At 59.9% G+C, this 20,013-nt stretch carries 18 protein-coding genes and 1 pseudogene; 5 read left to right on the top strand and 14 right to left on the bottom strand.

Going from position 1 to position 20,013, the window contains the following annotated elements:
- Position 1 precedes the first annotated feature (1 nt).
- The 6 genes from IB244_RS25145 to urtA form a co-directional block, all read right to left on the bottom strand.
- A complete protein-coding gene (locus IB244_RS25145) occupies positions 2-823 on the bottom strand; it encodes an urease accessory protein UreD (protein WP_169683560.1) in 822 nt (273 codons plus the stop codon).
- 180 nt (positions 824-1,003) lie between these two features.
- Positions 1,004-1,699, bottom strand: a complete 696-nt coding sequence (urtE, locus tag IB244_RS25140) for an urea ABC transporter ATP-binding subunit UrtE (RefSeq protein ID WP_018858229.1) — start codon at positions 1,697-1,699, stop codon at positions 1,004-1,006.
- Between the two features lies 1 nt (position 1,700).
- On the bottom strand, positions 1,701-2,456 hold the full coding sequence (gene urtD / locus IB244_RS25135; protein WP_018858228.1) for an urea ABC transporter ATP-binding protein UrtD: 756 nt from the start codon (positions 2,454-2,456) through the stop codon (positions 1,701-1,703).
- Positions 2,457-2,462: 6 nt separating this feature from the next.
- Positions 2,463-3,626, bottom strand: coding sequence for an urea ABC transporter permease subunit UrtC (gene urtC, locus IB244_RS25130; protein ID WP_113470934.1), 1,164 nt, complete (start codon positions 3,624-3,626; stop codon positions 2,463-2,465).
- Complete coding sequence (gene urtB, locus IB244_RS25125) at positions 3,623-5,242, bottom strand: urea ABC transporter permease subunit UrtB (protein WP_018858226.1); 1,620 nt, start codon at positions 5,240-5,242, stop codon at positions 3,623-3,625. The genes urtC and urtB overlap by 4 nt, the downstream gene beginning before the upstream one ends.
- Before the next feature lie 193 nt (positions 5,243-5,435).
- Entirely contained in the window at positions 5,436-6,728 is a 1,293-nt protein-coding gene (gene urtA / locus IB244_RS25120) for an urea ABC transporter substrate-binding protein (protein ID WP_018858225.1), read from the bottom strand.
- A gap of 217 nt (positions 6,729-6,945) precedes the next feature.
- Between urtA and IB244_RS25115 the strand changes: the two genes are divergently transcribed.
- From IB244_RS25115 to IB244_RS25105, 3 genes are read left to right on the top strand one after another with little or no spacing between them, the layout of a single operon-like run.
- A complete protein-coding gene (locus IB244_RS25115; RefSeq protein WP_169683566.1) occupies positions 6,946-10,332 on the top strand; it encodes an ATP-binding protein in 3,387 nt (1,128 codons plus the stop codon).
- Entirely contained in the window at positions 10,325-11,236 is a 912-nt protein-coding gene (locus tag IB244_RS25110) for a response regulator (protein ID WP_192306077.1), read from the top strand. Before IB244_RS25115 ends, IB244_RS25110 begins: the two co-directional genes overlap by 8 nt.
- Before the next feature lie 26 nt (positions 11,237-11,262).
- Complete coding sequence (locus IB244_RS25105) at positions 11,263-11,673, top strand: GNAT family N-acetyltransferase (RefSeq protein WP_192306075.1); 411 nt, start codon at positions 11,263-11,265, stop codon at positions 11,671-11,673.
- A 27-nt stretch (positions 11,674-11,700) separates the two neighbouring features.
- Here IB244_RS25105 and IB244_RS25100 read toward each other — a convergent pair whose 3' ends face one another.
- The 7 genes from IB244_RS25100 to IB244_RS25070 form a co-directional block, all read right to left on the bottom strand.
- Positions 11,701-12,672 (bottom strand): 2-hydroxyacid dehydrogenase, encoded by a 972-nt coding sequence (locus IB244_RS25100; protein ID WP_192306072.1) that lies wholly within the window; start codon positions 12,670-12,672, stop codon positions 11,701-11,703.
- A gap of 124 nt (positions 12,673-12,796) precedes the next feature.
- Positions 12,797-13,921: a branched-chain amino acid ABC transporter substrate-binding protein gene (locus IB244_RS25095; RefSeq protein ID WP_018858220.1), complete on the bottom strand. Its 1,125-nt coding sequence runs from the start codon at positions 13,919-13,921 to the stop codon at positions 12,797-12,799.
- Positions 13,922-14,039: 118 nt separating this feature from the next.
- On the bottom strand, positions 14,040-14,393 hold the full coding sequence (locus tag IB244_RS25090) for a DUF6867 family protein (RefSeq protein WP_018858219.1): 354 nt from the start codon (positions 14,391-14,393) through the stop codon (positions 14,040-14,042).
- Positions 14,394-14,417: 24 nt separating this feature from the next.
- Positions 14,418-15,146, bottom strand: coding sequence for an ABC transporter ATP-binding protein (locus IB244_RS25085; protein ID WP_018858218.1), 729 nt, complete (start codon positions 15,144-15,146; stop codon positions 14,418-14,420).
- The gene (locus IB244_RS25080) at positions 15,146-16,000 is read right to left on the bottom strand and encodes an ATP-binding cassette domain-containing protein (RefSeq protein ID WP_018858217.1); all 855 of its coding nucleotides are present in this window, start codon (positions 15,998-16,000) and stop codon (positions 15,146-15,148) included. The genes IB244_RS25085 and IB244_RS25080 overlap by 1 nt, the downstream gene beginning before the upstream one ends.
- Before the next feature lie 20 nt (positions 16,001-16,020).
- The gene (livM, locus tag IB244_RS25075; RefSeq protein WP_018858216.1) at positions 16,021-17,415 is read right to left on the bottom strand and encodes a high-affinity branched-chain amino acid ABC transporter permease LivM; all 1,395 of its coding nucleotides are present in this window, start codon (positions 17,413-17,415) and stop codon (positions 16,021-16,023) included.
- A gap of 4 nt (positions 17,416-17,419) precedes the next feature.
- Positions 17,420-18,322: a branched-chain amino acid ABC transporter permease gene (locus IB244_RS25070; RefSeq protein WP_018858215.1), complete on the bottom strand. Its 903-nt coding sequence runs from the start codon at positions 18,320-18,322 to the stop codon at positions 17,420-17,422.
- A gap of 401 nt (positions 18,323-18,723) precedes the next feature.
- Between IB244_RS25070 and cysQ the strand changes: the two genes are divergently transcribed.
- Positions 18,724-19,518: a 3'(2'),5'-bisphosphate nucleotidase CysQ gene (gene cysQ, locus IB244_RS25065; RefSeq protein ID WP_192306070.1), complete on the top strand. Its 795-nt coding sequence runs from the start codon at positions 18,724-18,726 to the stop codon at positions 19,516-19,518.
- Between the two features lie 108 nt (positions 19,519-19,626).
- Positions 19,627-19,890 carry a hypothetical protein gene (locus IB244_RS25060; RefSeq protein ID WP_018858213.1) on the top strand — a complete coding sequence of 88 codons (264 nt, stop codon included), beginning with the start codon at positions 19,627-19,629 and terminating at the stop codon, positions 19,888-19,890.
- 18 nt (positions 19,891-19,908) lie between these two features.
- Here IB244_RS25060 and IB244_RS25055 read toward each other — a convergent pair.
- Positions 19,909-20,013 (bottom strand): annotated as a pseudogene (locus IB244_RS25055) (IS5/IS1182 family transposase); the annotation flags it as partial.

The following is a 20,013-nucleotide window of genomic DNA, read 5'->3' as shown; positions in this document are numbered from 1 at the left end:
ACTAGAGATTCCAGACTTTCGGCACCGGCGCTCCATCGCGCAAGGCCGAAATGATCGGGATGAGAATTTTTCTCAAGGCAAAACCATCGGGCGCTGAAAGGCGCACGACAAGCTTGCCGGCCCAGCTGCTGGCGCCGCCCATATGGCCCTCAAGCAGCGGGCGCACTGCACCGAGGTAGGCTTCGGCGCGCGGCCCGACATACAGCAGCGTTGCAAACGCGACCTTGCCTGACAGCACGGCATCGGCACCGGCGAACATTGCAACATTTCCCTGCAGCGCCAGGTCCTCGGCGTGGCAGAGCCGGCCTGCCTTGCGAATACGCCAGCGGTCGCGAAAGAGGCCGCTCTCCACCGCCTCCCCCATCGCCTTCCGGCCAAGCAGGATGGCCTCGACGGCCAGGAATTCGGCATCATCATCGAGATCAACGTCGAGCTTTCGAAACAGCGATGAACGATCGAACAGGATGGTTTCCTGCGGCAACCAGTCCACCCGGGCGTTTGCGCCCACGGTAATGCTGGTGTTGACCTCAGCCGTTCCTGCCGATGCCTTGTAGATCTTCTCGCAGGCCTGCGTGGTGACGTCGATGCGGGCGCCGGGACCAGCCGCAACGCTCCAGTTCATTCGGTCGCCGCCGGTGAGGCCGCCCGCGGTATTGATGATGACGGCTTCCATGGAGGAATCGAACGTATCCGGAAGCCGGATCTTGCCCGCTCCTTCCTGGTAGAGTTCCTGCAGGCGCGTACGCCCGTCGAGCATCCTCGCAGCCAGATGCCCGCGCCCCTCGGCTCTCTGCGGTCTCGTAGCTGCCCCCGCGTTCGTCATTCCGTCCCTTCCCAATGGACCGCCGGTTGACCCCGGCCGTTTTCATTGAAGTCACTAACTTGCAGAAAGCAAGCAATTCCCGTGCCGCTCCGACACACTCACCACGATCGGACCGGCGGCAACGAGATCCCTCAGAAACTGCCGAGGAAAACAGCATCTGCCCAACAGATTACCACTGGATCATACAGTCAAATGACGACGCGCTTCCGGCGTATCGAGCGTTTCCGCAAGCCCCTCGTGAACGATCTCGCCGCGATCCATGATGTAGACGTAGTCGGCAAGTTCGCGGCAGAAATCGAGATACTGTTCCACCAGCAGGATCGCCATCCCGGCACTGTCGCGCAGATACCGGATTGCCCGGCCGATATCCTTGATGATCGACGGCTGGATGCCCTCGGTCGGCTCGTCGAGCACGAGGATCTTCGGCCGCGTTACCATCGCCCGGCCGATCGCCAGCTGCTGCTGCTGTCCGCCGGAAAGGTCGCCGCCGCGACGTCCAAGCATGGTCTGCAGCACAGGAAACAGGCTGAAGATATCGTCGGGAATATTCTTGCTGCCCCGTGAAAGCGGCGCAAAGCCGGTCTCGAGATTTTCTTTTACCGTCAGCAACGGAAAGATCTCACGCCCCTGCGGCACATAGCCGATGCCCTGCTTGGCGCGCGCATAGGGCGGCAGGCCGTTGAGCCTGGTGTCGTTGAACGTCACCGTTCCCGCCGACAGCGGATGCTGGCCGGTAACGGCGCGGAGAAGAGAACTCTTGCCCACGCCGTTACGCCCCAGCACGCAAGTGATCTTGCCCATTTCCGCCTTGATGGAAATGCCGCGCAGCGCCTGAGCGGCGCCATAGTGAAGGTTTGCATTTTCGACTGTCAGCATCTCAGCGCCCCAGATAATTCTCGATCACCTTCGGATCGGAGCTCACGAAATCGATCGATCCTTCGGCCAGCACCGAACCTTCGGCAAGGCAGGTCACCTTGACGCCGAGATCGCGGATGAAGCCCATGTCATGCTCCACGACGACGACCGAGCGGGTCTTGGCGATCTCCTTGAGGAGGATCGCCGTTTCCGCGGTTTCGGCGTCCGTCATGCCGGCGACCGGCTCATCGACCAACAAAAGCTTCGGTTCCTGCGCCAGAAGCATGCCGATCTCCAGCCACTGCTTCTGGCCGTGCGAGAGGTTGGCGGCGAGTTCGTCGCGCCGATGCGTCAGCCGCACGGTCTCAAGGATCTCCTCGATGCGCGCCCTGTCTTCCGCGGAGAGCCGGTAGAACAGCGTCGAGAAGACATCGCGCTTGCGGTTCAAGGCGAGTTCGAGGTTGTCCCACACCGTGTGACTTTCGAAGACCGTCGGTTTCTGGAACTTGCGACCAATCCCGAGCTGCGCGATGTCTGCCTCGTCGAGTTTGGTGAGATCGGTCTGCCCGTTGAAGAACACCTCGCCTTCATCCGGTCGCGTCTTGCCGGTGATGATGTCCATCATCGTTGTCTTGCCGGCACCATTCGGGCCGATGATGGCCCGAAGTTCGCCGGGCTCGATGACGATCGAGAGCGAGTTCAGTGCCTTGAAGCCGTCGAAGGAAACCGAGACGTTGTTGAGATAGAGAACGCTGTTTGGTTTGACGTCAGGGATCATGATCGCTTACTCCGCCGGCTGGATTTTTGCATCGACACCCTCTTCCTGAAGCGCGGGCGGGATCGCCTCCGTCTTCGGCTTGCGGCGCGTGAAGTACTGGCCGATGGTCCCGACGATCCCCTTTGGCAGGAACAGCGTGACGAGCACGAAGAGACCGCCAAGCGCGAACAGCCAGAACTCGGGGAAAAGGCCCGTGAAGATCGTCTTGCCGCCGTTGACCAGAATGGCGCCGATGATCGGCCCGATCAGCGTCGAGCGTCCGCCGACTGCCGTCCAGATGACCACTTCGATCGAGTTGGCCGGCGCGAATTCGCCGGGGTTGATGATGCCGACCTGCGGCACGTAAAGCGCACCGGCAATGCCCGCCATCATCGCGGAGACGACAAAGGTGAAGAGCTTGAAGTGCTCGACGCGGTAGCCGAGGAAGCGCGTGCGGCTTTCCGCATCACGCACGCCGACCAGCACCTTGCCGAACTTCGAGCGGACGATGGCCGAGGCAATCATGAGCGACAGTGCAAGGAAGATGGCGGTCGCTGCAAACAGCGCAGCACGCGTGCCATCAGCCTGAACGTTGAAGCCGAGAATTTCCTTGAAGTCGGTCATGCCGTTGTTGCCGCCGAAGCCCATGTCGTTTCTGAAGAAGGCTAGCAGCAGCGCGTAGGTCATCGCCTGCGTGATGATCGACAGGTAGACGCCGTTGACGCGTGAGCGGAAGGCGAACCAGCCGAACACGAAGGCCAGCAGTCCCGGCACCAGCAGAACCATCAGCGCCGCGAACCAGAACTTGTCAAAGCCGTACCAGAACCACGGCAGTTCCTTCCAGTTCAGGAACACCATGAAATCCGGAAGGATCGGGTCTCCATAGACGCCGCGCGAGCCGATCTGTCGCATCAGATACATGCCCATCGCATAGCCGCCGAGCGCGAAAAAGGCGCCGTGGCCAAGTGAGAGAATGCCGCAGAAGCCCCAGACAAGGTCGAGCGCCAGCGCCAGCAGGGCGTAGGTGAGATACTTGCCGAATAGCGCCATGATATAGGTCGGGATATGCAGCGGATTGGTCGGCGCGGTCATCAGGTTGAGAACCGGCACCAGCACGGCGACTGCAAGCAGAATGACGATCGCAGCGACGATCTTATGGTCGAGAGACCGAAGCAGGAAGGCCGTAATCATGCTTCCACCGCCCTTCCTTTGAGTGCGAAGAGCCCACGCGGACGCTTCTGGATGAACAGAATGATGAGGACGAGCACCAGGATCTTGCCGAGCACGGCGCCGGCGAAGGGCTCGAGGAACTTGTTGAGGACACCGAGCGACAGCGCACCGACGAGCGTGCCCCAGAGATTGCCCACGCCACCGAAGACCACGACCATGAAGCTGTCGATGATGTAGCTCTGCCCGAGGTTAGGCGACACGTTGTCGATCTGGCTGAGCGCGACGCCCGCTATGCCGGCAATGCCGGAGCCGAGCGCGAAGGTGAATGCATCGACCCAGCCGGTGCGGATGCCCATCGACGAGGCCATGCGGCGGTTCTGCGTAACCGCGCGCATCTGCAGGCCGAAGGCCGAGCGCTTCAGGAGAACGAGCAGCGCGAAGAACACAGCCATCGAGAAAACGATGATCCAGAGGCGGTTCCAGGTGATCGAGAGCCCGCCCAGTTCAAATGCGCCGGACATCCAGCTTGGATTGCGCACCTCGCGATTCGTCGGGCCGAAGATCGTGCGAACCGCCTGCTGCAGGATCAGCGACGCGCCCCAGGTGGCGAGCAGCGTTTCGAGCGGCCGGCCATAGAGATAACGGATGACGACCCGCTCGATGACAAGACCGACAAAGCCGGTGAAGACGAAAGCCACCGGCACGGAGAAGGCCAGCGAATAGTTTCCGAGTTCGGGAAATGCGGAGCTGATGTACTCCTGCACGACGTACGTCGTGTAAGCGCCGATCATCACCATTTCGCCATGCGCCATGTTGATGACGCCCATGACGCCGAAGGTAATGGCAAGGCCGATCGCGGCCAGCAGCAGCACCGAGCCAAGCGACAGCCCGTACCAGATGTTCTGCCCGACATCCCAAAGCGCCAGGCTGCGGTTGATCGCGTTGACATGGGTCTGGATAGCACCCTTCAGTTCCTCAGGCGCGGTCGCCATCGCGGAATTCAGGATGGTCAGCGCATCGCGCCCGCCGCGCGCAGCGACCGTATCGATCGCGGCCTTCTTCTCTTCGGCGCTGACATCGCTCTTCAGCACGATGACAGCGCGCGCCGCTTCCATCGCATTTTTGACCTCGGCGTCGTTTTCTTCAGCCAGCGCCGACGTGAGGAGGTCAAGATTTGCCGGATCGGCGTCCTTGAGCAGTCCTTGGGCTGCCGCAAGCCGCGCGCCCCGATCCGCGCTCAGGAGCGTCAGCTGGCTGGTGGCGGTGGCAATCACCGTACGCAGCGAGTTGTTGATCTTGACCTTGGACATATAGTCCGGATCGACGTCCGAAACGACCGCGCCTGATATCGGGTCGGCATAGGTCGGCTCATCCTCGGTGCCGCCCTGCACCAGCACAGGACCGCCGGTCTCGGAATTCACGTAAAGCTGACCATCGCTCAGCAACTGCAGGATCTCGCCGACACGCGGGTCCTTGGAGGCGACCAGTGCCTTGATCGCGGCTTCGCGCTCAGGGAAATCGCCGACGCCAAGCGCATCGATAAGGGGGTGAATGTCTTGCTGTGCCTTGAGCGCGGTCGCAAAAGCCGGCATGGCCAGGCATAGGGTCAAAAGCAAAATCTTGATGGCGCGATACATCGGCTCTCTTGCCTCGGTTATCGTTGGCCTTCCGGCGCAATCGGGAAAAATAAGCCCTTAAATCGGCATCGATCCACCATGGAACCGCCGCCGTCCGAAGCATCAAGGCTGCGCTCCGGAGATGGACCTTCCGCCCGGACAGGAGAGACCGGGCGGAAGTCTTCAGGCGTCAGAGTGACGGGGTGGTTCGCACTCAGGAGCCCTTGCCGCCGCACTTGCCCGAGGCAACGTTGAAGTTGCCGCAGTTCATGGGCTTGCGCCAATCGGAGATCAGGTCCTTGGAGTCCGGCAGGAAGTCGGACCATTCGTCGCCAACGACCGCCGGGGTCTGCTGAACGATTTCGAACTGGCCGTTCGCCTGGATTTCACCGATCAGAACCGGCTTGGTGATGTGGTGGTTCGGCATGACGGTCGCATAGCCGCCCGACAGGTTCGGAACCGTGGTGCCGATGATCGTGTCGAGAACCTTGTCCGTGTCGGTCGTGCCGGCAGCCTGAACAGCCTTAACCCATGCGTTGAAGCCGATATAGGCAGCTTCCATCGGGTCGTTGGTCACGCGCTTGTCGTTCTTGGTGAACTCGTGCCACTGCTTGATGAACTTCTTGTTCGCCGGGCTTTCGACCGACTCGAAGTAGTTCCAGGCAGCGAGGTGACCGACGAGCGGCTTGGTGTCGAGACCGGCAAGCTCTTCTTCACCGACCGAGAACGCGACGACGGGAATGTCGGTTGCCTTGACGCCCTGGTTGCCGAGTTCCTTGTAGAACGGAACGTTGGCGTCACCGTTGATGGTCGAGACCACCGCCGTCTTCTTGCCGGCCGCGCCGAATTCCTTGATCTTCTTCACTTCCGTCTGCCAGTCGGAGAAGCCGAACGGCGTGTAGTTGATGATGATGTCTTCCTTCGGAATGCCCTTCGAGACGAGATAAGCTTCCAGGATCTTGTTGGTGGTGCGCGGATAGACGTAGTCGGTGCCTTCGAGAACGAAGCGCTTAACGCCTTCCTTTTCCATCAGGTAGTCGACGGCCGGAATCGCCTGCTGGTTCGGAGCGGCACCCGTGTAGAAGATGTTGCGCGAGGACTCTTCGCCTTCATACTGAACCGGGTAGAAGAGGATCGAGTTGAGCTCTTCGAAGACCGGCAGGACCGACTTGCGCGACGAGGACGTCCAGCAACCGAAGACGGCGGCGACCTTGTCCTTTTCGATCAGCTCGCGTGCCTTTTCGGCAAACAGCGGCCAGTCGGAGGCCGGGTCGACGACGACAGCTTCGAGCTTCTTGCCGAGAAGGCCGCCCTTCTTGTTCTGCTCGTCGATGAGCATCAGCATGGCGTCTTTCAGCGTCGTTTCGGAGATCGCCATCGTGCCGGACAGCGAGTGCAGAACGCCGACCTTGATGGTGTCGTCAGCCGCAACGGCTCCGTGGAATGCGGCCGTGGCCGACATGACGGCGCCGAGTGCGGCGCCCGTGATATAGGACTTGAGATTCATCTGGTTGATCCCCTCTTCTTGTTAGACAACAGGCCGAAAACGGAAGTTAACTGTTGCTTAAAGGACTATCCGGTGCTGCACTGCGAAAGCGTATACGTGATATGACGTAGGTGACGGGGCGAAATGTGCAGTTCTGTGCTGCGCCGCACTCTTAAGCCTCGCGTGGTTCCATGTTACGAACGCATGACAAGGGGAACAAAGGGGCTGGCACTAACGCATGGCAGCGCGGCAACGCATCATTCCGGTCAGGCGCGAATACAATCGCTGGGTGGCGAACCAGACGCTGGAGGACTATGCGCTGCGGTTCACCGCCAAGAGCGCCCGGCAGTTCTCCTCGCAGCGCATCTCGCAGACGGCAATCGGTGCCATCTCCTTCCTGGCGCTGGAAGCGATCGGTGGCGCCATCACGCTCTCCTACGGCACGACCAACGCCTTCTACGCCATCATCGTCGCCTCGATCGCCATGCTCGCCATCGGCCTGCCGATCAGCCGCTACGCGATCCGCCACGGCGTCGATATCGACCTGCTGACCCGCGGTGCGAGCTTCGGCTATATCGGCTCCACGGTCACGTCCCTGATCTATGCCAGTTTCACCTTCATGCTGTTTGCGATCGAAGCCTCGATCATGTCCGGCGCGCTGGAGCTGACGCTCGGCATCCCTCTGTGGATCGGCTACATCATCAGCGCCGTCATGGTCATTCCGCTGGTGACGCACGGCGTCCGGCTGATCAGCCGATTCCAGTTGCTGACCCAGCCTTTCTGGATCGTCCTCAATGTCCTGCCCTTCCTCTTCATCGCCGTGATGGACTGGGAGAAATTCGATCTGTGGCGCGCCTTTGCCGGCATTCGCCATGCTTCGGGGCCGCCGGGCACGGTCGCACCTTTCGATCTCGTCGAATTCGGCGCCGCCTCAGCCGTCATATTGGCGCTGATGTCGCAGATCGGCGAACAGGCCGACTTTCTGCGCTTTCTACCCCCGGAGAAGCAGACGAAATGGCGCCACCGCCTCGCGGTCTTCCTCGCCGGCCCAGGCTGGGTGATCATCGGGGCGCCGAAGCTGCTAGCCGGCTCCTTCCTCGTCGTGCTGACGTTCGCGTCCGGCGTGCCGGTTGATCGTGCCGCCGATCCCGCCCAGATGTATCTGACCGCCTTTGGATACATGATCCCCTGGCACAACGCCGCCCTGCTGCTGATGGCTGCCTTCGTGGTCGTATCGCAGTTGAAGATCAATGTGATGAACGCCTATGCAGGCTCGCTCGCCTGGTCGAACTTCTTCTCCCGCCTCACTCATAGCCATCCCGGCCGCGTCATCTGGCTCGTCTTCAACGTGGCGATCGCCCTTCTGCTGATGGAACTTGGCATCTATAGGCTGCTTGAGGAAACGCTCGGCATCTTCTCGATCATCGCCATGGCCTGGCTCTGCACGATCTCGGCGGACCTCTTCATCAACAAGCCGCTCGGCCTTGCGCCTCCCGGCATTGAGTTCAAGCGCGCTCACCTCTACGACATCAACCCCGTCGGCCTCGGCGCCATGACGCTATCGGCCGGCATCGCGCTGGTCGCGCATTTCGGCGTCTTCGGCTCCATCGCAGCCTCCCTCGCGCCTTACATCACGCTTGTTGTCGCGCTGATCGCCTCGCCGCTGATCGCCTGGAGTACGAAGGGCAGGTTCTATCTCGCTCGCAAGCCGCGCCACAGCTGGAAGAACCTTACCAACATCACCTGTTCCGTCTGCGAGCATCCATTCGAGCCTGAAGATATGGCCTGGTGCCCGGCCTATGCGGCACCGATCTGCTCGCTCTGCTGTTCGCTCGACAGCCGCTGCCACGACATGTGCAAGCCGAAGGCGCGCTTCAACGCACAGGTTGGCACGGTCGCCAAGGCAGTACTGCCGGGGAGCGTCGTTGAGAAGCTGACCACACGCCTCGGTCGCTATGGCATCGCCGTCGTGCTCGCCCTGACGGCCGTCGGAACCATCCTCGCGATGATCGCCCATCAGGTTTCCTCGGCGTCACCCGAAACCGCCGACGTCGTCAACGGAACGATCCTGGTAGTCTTCTTCGTCTTCGCGGTGATTGCGGGAGTCGTCTGCTGGTTTTACGTGCTCGCGCATGACAGCCGGGTCGTTGCCGAGGAAGAATCCTCTCGCCAGAATACGCTGCTGCTGAAGGAAATCGCCGCGCACAAGAAGACCGACGCCGCCCTTCAGACCGCCAAGGAAACAGCTGAAGCCGCCAACCGTGCGAAGAGCCGTTATGTCGTCGGCCTTAGTCACGAATTGCGCACGCCGCTGAACGCCGTGCTCGGCTACGCGCAGATTCTCGAACGCGACGAAACCATTCCCACTCCACGACAGTCGTCGATCAAGGTCATCCGCCGCAGCGCCGAGCATCTCTCCGGTCTTATCGACGGTCTCCTCGATATCTCCAAGATCGAAGCCGGGCGCCTGCAGGTCTATTCCAACGAGATCAACATTCAGGATTTCCTGGATCAAATCGTCGACATGTTCCGCCCTCAGGCCCAGGCCAAGGGATTGACGTTCCATCACGACCGCTCACCCGCCCTGCCCCACTTCGTACGCACCGACGAGAAGCGGTTGCGCCAGATCCTCGTCAATCTGCTCTCCAACGCCATCAAGTTCACTGACGAAGGCAGGGTCACCTTCGACGTTGGCTATCGCAGCCAGGTCGCCACCTTCACGGTCAGCGACACCGGTCGCGGCATTGCCGAGAAGGACTTGAGCCGTATCTACGAGCCGTTCCAGCGTGGCGAAGCCGACAGCGTCCGGCCGATGCCGGGCCTTGGCCTCGGTCTGACGATCACGCAGCTTTTGACCAACACGCTGGGCGGCGAAATCTCGGTGAGCAGCGAGAAGGATCGCGGAACGGTCTTCCGCGTTCGCCTCATGCTTTCCGCCGTGCCTCGCGAAATGACGGTCCCGCCACAGGAGAAGAAGATCGTCAGCTACGACGGTCCTCGGCGCACGATCGTCGTCGTGGACGACAATGAGGACCACCGCGAGATGATGCGCGAGGTGCTCGCCCCACTTGATTTCGTCGTGCTGACGGCGGCAAGCGGAGCCGATTGCCTGACTTTGATCGAAGGCATCCAGCCCGATCTCTTCCTGGTCGATATCTCGATGCCGGGCATGAATGGCTGGCAACTCGTTTCGCGCCTGCGCGCGAACGGCCAGACTGCCCCGATCGTCATGCTGTCCGCCAATATCGGCGACGCCGCCGCACACCGCGATAGCGATGACAGCCACAATGATGCCATCGGCAAGCCTGTCGACATCAAGCAACTGCGTGACAAGCTTGCGCTCCATCTGGGTTTGAGGTGGATCTATGCGGAGGCGATCCCGCCCGCCCCCGCCAAGCACGACCGGCCGCTGGTCAGTCCAGGACACTCCCATGTTCAGGAATTGTTGCGGCTCGCCGAAATCGGCTACATCAGAGGCATCGAGGCAAAGCTCGGCGACCTTGCCAAGGTAGAAGCAAATCAGCCATTTACAGAAGAACTTCGCTCCTATGCGGCCTCCTTCGATCTGAACGGCCTCATGAATTTCCTGCACCGTTTTGACGAGAAGGTAGAAACCCTTGGCTGAGCTCCCGCGCGACATTGTTCTGCTGGTGGATGACTCGCCAGAGGCTTTGGGGTTCCTGACCGATGCTCTGGAGCAGTCCGGATTCTCGGTCCTGATCGCCACGTCAGGCTCGGCTGCCCTGAATATTGTGGAGCGCATTACGCCCGATCTCATTCTGCTGGATGCGGTCATGCCCTCCATGGACGGCTTTGAGACTTGTGGGAGACTCAAAGCCAACCCGGCAATCAGCCAGATACCGGTCATCTTCATGACCGGCCTGACAGAAACCGAGCATGTCGTTCGTGCACTCGAATCCGGAGGCGTCGACTACCTGACGAAACCGATCAATATCGACGAGCTGCGAGCGCGGATCGGCGTCCATCTGCGCAACGCCCGTTCCACACAGAGCGCGCGCGTTGCGCTGGACGCTGCCGGCCGACATTTGCTCGCCGTCAAGGGCGACGGCGATATTCATTGGTCGACGCCACAGGCAACACGCCTCGCCAACGCTGCGATGAACCGAGATGATGCCATGGACACGGTGGTCGGCAGGATTGCAGAGTGGATGAAGACCCGCCCGGCCTCGGCGCGCGAGGGCGCGATCTCGCTTTCGCATGCCGGCAAGGACGTGCTTCAGCTGGCCTTCCTGGGCGCGATCGGTCCGGATGAATATCTGTTTCGCCTGACGGCAAACAACGCGCGGGCCGACGACGAGGTGCTGCGCCGGCATTTCTCGCTGACACAGAGGGAATCCGAAGTGTTGTTATGGATTGCGAAAGGCAAGGCCAACCGCGATATCGGCGAGATTCTCGGCCTGTCGGCGCGCACCGTGAACAAGCATCTCGAACAGATCTATGTGAAGCTCGGCGTCGAAAACCGTGCCTCGGCGGCGGTCAAGGCCGCTCATGTCTTGCATGAGACGTGAACGATCTAGAGTCGGAGAGCGCAGCATTGATCCGTAGGGCGACAAATCAGAATATTGCCCGGATCGTCGAAATCCGCGCCGGGGTATCGGAGAACATCCTGTCCGATCCCTCCAAGGTTACCCTGGACGATATCAATTGGTTCATTGCCAATCCCGGCATCTTTGTCGGGGAAGAAAATGGCAAAGTCGCCGGCTTCTCGGCGGCGGACACCCGCGACGGCTTCATCTGGGCATTGTTCGTGGACGAGCAGTACAGCGGTCGCGGGATCGGGCGTGCCCTGCTTGAACGCGCGTGTCAAACGTTGAAATCCGCCGGCTTCGAGCGGATTCGCTTGACGACGGATCCCGCGACGAGAGCCGAAAGGCTTTACCGACGCGCCGGCTGGCGCCTGATCGGCCATCGAGACGGCAAGCTACTCTTCGAACTCAGCCTCTAGCAAAACTCTCGCGGAGGAAGAGGCAGATCAAACAACGCGGTCGGGCGGCGACCGCCCCTCGAAGAAGGCAGTGACGTTGTCCACCACCTTTATCCCCATGGCCGTGCGGGTTTCCTCGGTCGCGCTGCCGAGATGCGGCAGCAGAACAACATTCTCCATGACTTTCAGCGCATCCGGTACGTGCGGCTCGGCCGCATATACGTCGAGCCCGGCACCACGAATGACGCCGTCCTTCAGGGCGGCGATCAAAGCCACCTCGTCAACGACATCGCCGCGTGCAGTATTGATCAGGAAGGCGCCGGGCTTCATTGCCGCAAGTCGACCCACATTCATCAGGTGTCGGTTTACCGCACCACCTGGGCAATGCAGGGACACGAAGTCGGATAGCGCCAATACCTCCTCAATCGTCGGCAATTGCCGTGCCCCGTAGCGCGCCGCATCCGACGGATCGACCGGTGATCTGTTGTAGAAAACCACGTCCATGCCAAAACCGAAATGGCAACGTTGTGCGAACGCCCTGCCGATGCGCCCGAAGCCGATGATGCCGACGGTTTTGCCGGTGACCTTCGTCCCGATCATGTGCGTCGGGCACCACCCGGCCCACTCGCCGGAGCGAACCTGACGCTCGCCCTCGCCGCCGCGCCGGGCCACTGTCAGTAGCAGCAGCATGGCGATGTCAGCCGTGCAATCGGTCAGCACGTCGGGCGTATTCGTCACGACGATCCCGCGGCCCTTGGCGGCATTGGTGTCGATATGATTGTAGCCGACCCCGAAATTGCCGAGTATGCGCGTGCGCGGCGTCACGACATCGAAAACGGCTGCGGGCAACTTGTCGGAGACCGTCGGCAAGATGGCATCGTACTCATCCATCGCTTGGCGCAATGCCTCCACGCTCATCGCTTCATCGCGCAGGTTCAATGTTACATCGAACCGTTCCGAAAGGATGCGTTCGACGGCTGACGGCCAGCGGCGCGTAACGAGAATGCGTGGTTTGGACATGGTGACCTGTTCCGAATGCTGGTTGGCTTTCTAGCCAGTAGCCCAAAAAGCCCGATGGGCCAAACAGAAGAAGCCCGGTCTTGCGACCGGGCTTCCAAATTTCGCACAAGCGGGGGATGAACCCTTACTTGGCTTCCTGCGGGAAGTAGCTGTACTTGCCGTCTGGACCCTTCTTCCACTCGTACATGATGTAGCCGGGAAGCTTCGGGTCGCCCTTTTCGTCGAATGACATGTCGCCGAGAACGGTCGGGAACGGGCCCTTTGCCTTCATTGCAGCAGCAACGGCTTCAGCGTCGTTCGAACCGGCAGCCTTTGCACCGCCAGCGATCGACTGCAGCGCAGCGTAGGAGTAGAGCGTGTAAGCTTCCGGGTTGAAGCCGGCAGCCTTGAACTTCGCAACGAGGTCCTTGTTGGCCGGGTTCAGCGTCGGATCGGGGCCGAAGGTGTTCAGCGTACCGGCAACTGCGTCGCCAGCGATCGATGCCAGTTCGTTCGAAACGATACCGTCACCGGAAACCAGCGTAGCTTTGAGGCCCTGGTCGGCAGCCTGACGGATGATCAGACCAGCTTCGGTGTGGAGGCCACCCCAGTAGATGATCGTGACGCCGGCTTCCTTCATCTTGGCGATGAGAGCCGAGAAGTCCTTGTCGCCAACGTTGATGCCTTCGTAGAGGGCTTCCGTCGTGCCAGCAGCGTTCAGAGCCTTCTTGGTTTCGTCAGCGAGACCCTGGCCGTAAGGCGTCTTGTCGTGAACGACAGCGATCTTGGCGTCCTTGAAGTGGTCAGCAAGATACTTGCCGGCGATTGCACCCTGCTGGTCGTCACGGCCGCAAGTACGGAATGTGTTCCAGAGGCCGCGCTCGGTGAACTTCGGGTTCGTAGCGGCCGGGGTGATTTCGAGCATGCCGTTTTCAGCGTAGACTTCGGAAGCCGGGATCGAAACGCCCGAGTTGAAGTGGCCGATTACGAACTTGACGCCGTCAGCAGCGAACTTATTCGCAACCGAGATGCCCTGCTTCGGGTCGGAAACGTCGTCGCCGAGCACGATCTTGACCTGCTCGCCGTTGATGCCACCAGCGGCGTTGATGTCAGCGGCCGCCTGCTCTGCGCCCTTCTGGAGCTGAGCGCCGAACGCAGCGTTCGGGCCAGTCAGCGGACCAGCAACGCCAACGATGATGTCGGCCCATGCGTTGCCGCTGAAGGCGACCATCGCCGTCAGTGCCACAGCCGACAGGAGAGACTTTTTCATTCTGTTACTCCCAATTTTTTAGCGGGTTCCGTTCCACTACCCAGCGCATTACCCACTTTACTGCGCCAGGAAACTTGTTCCACTCCGAGGGGCATCTGTCCCTAGATTCAACCGGCTGTCAATGTTTTGCCTTCCAAGAGAAGGGGGACGTCTTTTCGTATAGCCAGTAGTAGTTGTTGACCATCTGATTGGTCCGGCGATAGCGATAGCCGGCCGTCGAGAAGATCAGAAGCAAGACCAGGTCGATTACATAGTAAAAGAGGCTGAGAACCGGTCCATCGAACAGTGCGTGATGCAGGAATTGCATCGCACCAGCAAGCAGAACCGTATAGGCGATTACCAGAGGATAGTTGCTCCAGCTCTCGGCCGCGGCTCTGCCGGCCCTCCATGCCGTCCAGAATCCAATCAGCACGACAACCAAGCGAATGGCGCTGCGCACGCCCGTATCGCTCTCAAAGAAAAGTCCCTGCATATCAAAGTCTCCCCTTCGTCATGCTCAATGACGTCCGCCTTCAAGATAAGCGGCACGCACTTCCGGATTCGCGAGAAGTTCCATACCGGAACCGCTCATGGTGACCTTGCCGTTGACCATGACATAGGCACGGTCCGACAAGCGCAGAGCTGCGAAGGCGTTCTGCTCTACGAGGAAGACGGTCAGCCCTTCTTCCTTGTTGAGTTTCTTGATCGCCTCGAAAATGCCCTTAACGATCAGCGGTGCCAGGCCAAGCGAGGGCTCGTCGAGTAGCAGCAGCTTCGGACGCGCCATAAGCGCGCGACCGATCGACAGCATCTGCTGTTCGCCGCCCGAGAGCGTACCGCCGCGTTGACCCTGGCGCTCCTTGAGGCGCGGGAACATCGCAAAGACCTTCTCGACGTCCTCGTTGAAATATTTCAGGTTGTCGAGGCCCGCGCCCATCTGGAGATTTTCCATGACGGTCATGCGCGGGAAGATACGGCGTCCTTCAGGCGACTGCGCGATGCGAAGGCGGGCGATCTCATGCGTCGGCAGACGCGTGATATCTTGGCCATCGAAAACCACCGAGCCCTTGCGCGCCTGCGGACTTCCGCAAATCGTCATCATCAGCGTCGACTTGCCGGCGCCGTTGGCACCGATCAGGCTGACGATCTCGCCGCGATGGACCTCGATATCGATTCCGGCCAGGGCCCGGATGTTGCCATAGTAGGTTTCAACGCCCTGAACGTTCAGAAGTGGCTGGCCAGTCATTAGTGCGAGCCTCCTTCGAGGTTCTCTACGGCTGCAATCACTTCTTCCACTTCCTCGTCCTCGACACCGAGATAGGCCGCGATAACCCGCGGGTCCTGCTTCACTTCATCAGGCGTGCCATCGGAAATCTTCTGACCATATTCCAGCACGACGACATGGTCGGAAATTTCCATGACCACCGACATATCGTGCTCAATCAGCAGGATCGACGTGCCGCTTTCGCTGCGAATGCTGCGCAGCAGCGCGTTCAGCGCGGCCGACTCGCGGGGATTGAGGCCAGCAGCAGGCTCGTCCAGGCACAGAAGTTCCGGCTCCGTACACATGGCGCGCGCGATCTCAAGCCGGCGCTGTGCGCCATAAGGCAGATCACCAGCCGGGTCATCGGCGCGATCAATCAGATCAGCCTTCTCTAGCCAGTGGCGTGCCAGTTCAACGGCATTCTTCGCCTCTGCCCGATACGGCCCGATGCCCACGAGACCCATCACGGTGAACCCGGACGCCTTCATCAGCTTGTTGTGCTGGGCGACGAGCAGGTTTTCGAGAACCGTCAGTCCGGAAAACAGCCGGATGTTCTGGAACGTGCGGGCAACCTTGGCTTCCTTGGTGATCCGGAAGTCCGGAAGGCGCTCCAGCAAGAACTCCTTGCCGTCCTTCTGCTTCAGCGTGATCATGCCCATCGTCGGCTTATAGAAGCCGGTGATGCAGTTGAAGACCGTCGTCTTGCCGGCGCCGTTCGGGCCGATGAGTGCGGTAATGTCGCCACGCTTGGCTTCAAATGAGAAGTCGTTGATCGCCATCAGGCCACCGAACTTCATCGACAGATGCTCGACCTTCAGCAAAGTATCGCTGGTCATGTTTGTTTCCTGAGGGCTCATCAACCGTGGCCCTCCTTGGTAAAGCTGCCGGAAACTGCCTTGCGCTCCTTGAGGAAGGCTGTCGGTTCACGCGACCCCACGAAGCCGCGCGGCTTGATCAGCATCACGACGACCATCGCCAGGCCGAACAGCAGCATGCGGTAAAGCTCAGGCGTGAAGTCCGGTCCGAAAATCATCTTCAGGAAGGCCATCTCACGCAGCATTTCCGTGCCGCCAACCATGACGATCGCAGCGATCGCGATACCGGTCAGCGAGCCCATGCCGCCGAGAACGACGATGGCGAGGATAACAGCCGATTCCAGGAAGACGAACGATTCCGGGGAAACGAAGCCCTGACGAGCGGCAAAGAAGGAGCCTGCGAAACCACCGAACATAGCGCCCGTCGCAAAGGCCGTGAGTTTCGTCGTCACCGTATTGATCCCGAGCGAGCGGCAGGCAATTTCGTCTTCGCGCATGGCCTCCCATGCACGGCCGATCGGCATCCGGCGCAGGCGGATCGTCACATAGGCGGTCAACATGCAGAGGGCAAGGATCAGGTAGAAAAGGAAGATCTTGTAGTACGCCGACGACATCGGCAGGTGGAACAGCTTCGCAAAGCCACCGGCGCTCGCATCGAACGGGATGCCGAAAAGCGTCGCCTTCGGAATGCCCGAGATACCGAACGTGCCTTTGGTGAGATCCGTCCAGTTGATGATGACCAGGCGAATGATTTCACCGAAGGCCAGCGTGACAATCGCGAGGTAGTCGCCGCGCAGTCGCAGGACCGGGAAGCCCAGAATCACACCCCACAGCGCTGCCAGAATACCGGACAGAGGCAGGAGCACCCAGAACGACAGGCCGAAATAGCTGGACAGGAGCGCGTAAGAGTAGGCGCCGATCGCGTAGAACGCCACGTAGCCAAGATCGAGCAAGCCAGCGAGGCCAACGACGATGTTCAGCCCCCAGGCCAGCATCACGTAGATCAGAATCTGGATACCGAAGTTATCCACCCACTTCAGCGAACCCTGCGGACCCGCGACGGCGTAGATGAACACCGGATAGAGCAGCAGTGCGACGAGCGCGATCTTCAAGAAATGTGTGTGGAAAAAGCCCTTTTCGGCCGAGATATCCAGCTCGCCACTACGCGCCTTCGCCAACTTGCGTGCATCAAGGTGCGGCCGCAGGAAGACGACGGTCAGGAAGCGACCGACGGCTGCAATCGCTACGAATATAGCCAGGAGGCCCCAGCGCTGAACAATGATGAGTTCGTTGCTGATATTCTGATCGGTCTTCAGGCCAACGTACAGCACGAACATGCCGAACGCGATCAGGGCAGCAAACAGAGCTTCTTTAATACCCGTCTGAACAAGTCCGGCTTTGGCGGGCTTGTCAGCGGAACGTACAACATTTTCCATGACGTTAAACCTTCTCGACTTCCGGCCGGCCCAGGATACCCGTCGGCTTGAAGATCAGCACGAAAGCGAGGATGGCGAATGTCGCCACATCCTTGTACGCAATGGTGAAGTATGCCGACCACAACGACTCGATCAAACCGATCATCAGCCCACCCAGGACAGCGCCTGGAAGCGAACCGATGCCGCCGAGAACGGCCGCGGTGAACGCCTTCACACCCGGTACGAAGCCGTCGTTGAAGTTCACGACACCATAATACATCAGATACATGGTACCTGCGACAGCAGCCAGCGCCGCGCCCATGATGAAGGTGATGGAAATCGTCTGATCGACATTGACGCCCAGCAGCGCCGCCATCTTGCGGTCCTGCTCAGTTGCACGCTGAGCGCGCCCAAGCGACGTATGATTGACGAGGTACCAGAACACCGTCAGCAGCACCACCGTGATAAGGATGATGACGATCTGCTTCAGCGAGATGGAGATGCCGGCGACGTTGTATACAGTGCTGACCAGCGGCGGGATCGGCTTGTTGCGCGGCCCCTGGGTCACCTGGATGAAGTTCGACAGCGTGATCGACATGCCGATCGCAGTGATCAGCGGCGCCAGGCGGAACGATCCGCGTAGCGGACGATAAGCAACACGCTCGATCGTCCAGTTCCACAAGCTCGTCATCAACATTGCGATAAGGAGCATAACCAGCAGCAAAACTGCAACCGGAAGACCCGCAAACATGGAGGTGAGGACGAGAAAAACGATGAGGCCGGCGAAACCGCCAAGCATGAAAATATCGCCATGGGCGAAGTTGATCATGCCGATAATGCCGTAAACCATCGTATAGCCAATAGCCACAAGGCCATAGATGGATCCAAGAGTCAGCCCATTAACGAGCTGCTGGACAAAATATTCCATATACCATTTCCCCTGGATGCAAGCCGGTTTAGCCAACATCTCTTGTTATTAGAGCTTTTGATGCGCCCTTGATTAAGGATTTCATACCGCTTTCAAACCAAAAGGGAAGCGCAAAATCGCAAAGCTCCAAAGTTCTTTGCCGTTTTGGTGAAAATGACTTTTTTGCGACTAACAATTCGCTTTTTTTAACATGTGAAGCCCCAGAAAGCGCTTTTTGACTTTAGAATGGTGCAAACTGCAACACCATCCCGCTTTCGGACAATGCCGCGGCACGGGGCAGGCTGGATTCTGTCCCAGAAACTGTCGCTTGAATTTGGCAAGTTTCACTTGGCCGAGGGAATTGCTTATATAAAGGTGAAACGCTTCAGGTGAGCGCAACAAAAAGATCCGGAAGGCGAGCAATGCTCGAAACATTTGAGCGCGCCGCTCTCGAAGCGGGCAAAGCGATTATGAAGGTCTATCGGGAGGGATGCCCGACCGCCAGGAAAGCAGACAACAGCCCGGTCACCATCGCCGACGAGCGCGCCGAGCGCATTATCATTGCACAGCTTAAAGCCGCGTTCCCCGATACGCCGATTATCGCGGAAGAATCAGTGGCAGCAGGAAACGTGCCTGCCATCGGCAGATCCTTCTTCCTTGTGGATCCGCTCGACGGCACACGGGAATTCGTCGAGCGACGACGCGAGTTCACCGTGAACATTGCCTATATCAGCGGGGGACGCCCTCTCGCAGGGATCGTTTATGCCCCCGCCCTCGGCGTCGCCTTCGCTGGCGAGGACAGCAAGGCCGAGAAACTCCTTGTCGACGACCGTTTTCAGGTGACACGGCGGACGCCCATCCAGGTGCGTCCGCAACCGGCCGACCGGACGGCTTTGGCAAGCCGATCCCACAACAGCCCCCAGACAGATGTTTTTCTCGCCGCAAACGCGATCTCCCACTGCACCAACATCGGCTCCTCGCTGAAATTCTGCATGCTGGCTGAAGGCCTGGCCGACGTTTATCCGCGCTTCACGCGGACAATGGAGTGGGATACAGCCGCGGGGGATGCCGTGCTGCGCGCTGCGGGCGGCTCCACCGTAACGCTGGACGGGTTGCCGCTGACCTACGGCAAGACGGCTCAAATGCATGACAGCGACTTCGCCAACCCGAACTTCATTTCCTGGGGCGGCGCCAGATCCGCTTTGGAGCGGGCATAACCTCGTCGGAAAAACACGCAAAATCAGCGGGATGCGGCTTTCGCTGTCCACGTCTCATAGGGCGGCTTTTCTCTTGGCTCGGCTCTGCCCACAGGCGCTGGCAATCGCTTGCTTATCCCGGAGACCGGCTTTTATCTCCTGCAATTGACGGCAAGCACCCTCTCCTCCTCCGGGCACGAAACTGCGATCGAGGTAAATGGTACGACGGAACTCGCCTCTCTCGTCGGTTCCGCGTCGACCAGCGCAGCACGCGATATTGCCTGCACCGTGGCCGCATTGAACGAGGGAGACTGGCTGGCGCTCCTGCATCACGGAAGCGCACAATATGAGTTTGGAGCCGCAGAGACCGGGCTTTCGGCAATAATGCTCTAGGCTGTGGTGACAATTTAACTATTTGATCCATAGCATGATGCTCGCGAGCTTTATGAAGCCGAGGAAGTTGTCGGCGATCTTGTCGTAGCGCGTTGCGATACGCCGCCATTGTTTGAGCTTGGC

This window comes from Rhizobium sp. RHZ02 (assembly GCF_014851575.1).
In the GTDB taxonomy this organism is placed as follows: Bacteria; Pseudomonadota; Alphaproteobacteria; order Rhizobiales; family Rhizobiaceae; genus Rhizobium; species Rhizobium altiplani.
The sequence above is the reverse complement of the archived record's forward strand: the minus strand, read 5'-3'. Positions and strand labels throughout refer to the sequence as shown.

Excerpts from the sequence above, each read along its gene's own strand:
- IB244_RS25085 (WP_018858218.1), bottom strand. The coding sequence starts at position 15,146 with ATGACTGGCCAGCCACTTCTGAACGTTCAGGGCGTTGAAACCTACTAT.
- urtC (WP_113470934.1), bottom strand. The coding sequence starts at position 3,626 with ATGATTACGGCCTTCCTGCTTCGGTCTCTCGACCATAAGATCGTCGCT.
- IB244_RS25095 (WP_018858220.1), bottom strand. The coding sequence starts at position 13,921 with ATGAAAAAGTCTCTCCTGTCGGCTGTGGCACTGACGGCGATGGTCGCC.
- livM (WP_018858216.1), bottom strand. The coding sequence starts at position 17,415 with ATGGAAAATGTTGTACGTTCCGCTGACAAGCCCGCCAAAGCCGGACTT.
- IB244_RS25080 (WP_018858217.1), bottom strand. The coding sequence starts at position 16,000 with ATGACCAGCGATACTTTGCTGAAGGTCGAGCATCTGTCGATGAAGTTC.
- IB244_RS25070 (WP_018858215.1), bottom strand. The coding sequence starts at position 18,322 with ATGGAATATTTTGTCCAGCAGCTCGTTAATGGGCTGACTCTTGGATCC.
- urtD (WP_018858228.1), bottom strand. The coding sequence starts at position 2,456 with ATGATCCCTGACGTCAAACCAAACAGCGTTCTCTATCTCAACAACGTC.
- IB244_RS25090 (WP_018858219.1), bottom strand. The coding sequence starts at position 14,393 with ATGCAGGGACTTTTCTTTGAGAGCGATACGGGCGTGCGCAGCGCCATT.
- urtB (WP_018858226.1), bottom strand. The coding sequence starts at position 5,242 with ATGTATCGCGCCATCAAGATTTTGCTTTTGACCCTATGCCTGGCCATG.
- urtE (WP_018858229.1), bottom strand. The coding sequence starts at position 1,699 with ATGCTGACAGTCGAAAATGCAAACCTTCACTATGGCGCCGCTCAGGCG.
- urtA (WP_018858225.1), bottom strand. The coding sequence starts at position 6,728 with ATGAATCTCAAGTCCTATATCACGGGCGCCGCACTCGGCGCCGTCATG.
- IB244_RS25145 (WP_169683560.1), bottom strand. The coding sequence starts at position 823 with ATGACGAACGCGGGGGCAGCTACGAGACCGCAGAGAGCCGAGGGGCGC.
- cysQ (WP_192306070.1), top strand. The coding sequence starts at position 18,724 with ATGCTCGAAACATTTGAGCGCGCCGCTCTCGAAGCGGGCAAAGCGATT.
- IB244_RS25100 (WP_192306072.1), bottom strand. The coding sequence starts at position 12,672 with ATGTCCAAACCACGCATTCTCGTTACGCGCCGCTGGCCGTCAGCCGTC.
- IB244_RS25115 (WP_169683566.1), top strand. The coding sequence starts at position 6,946 with ATGGCAGCGCGGCAACGCATCATTCCGGTCAGGCGCGAATACAATCGC.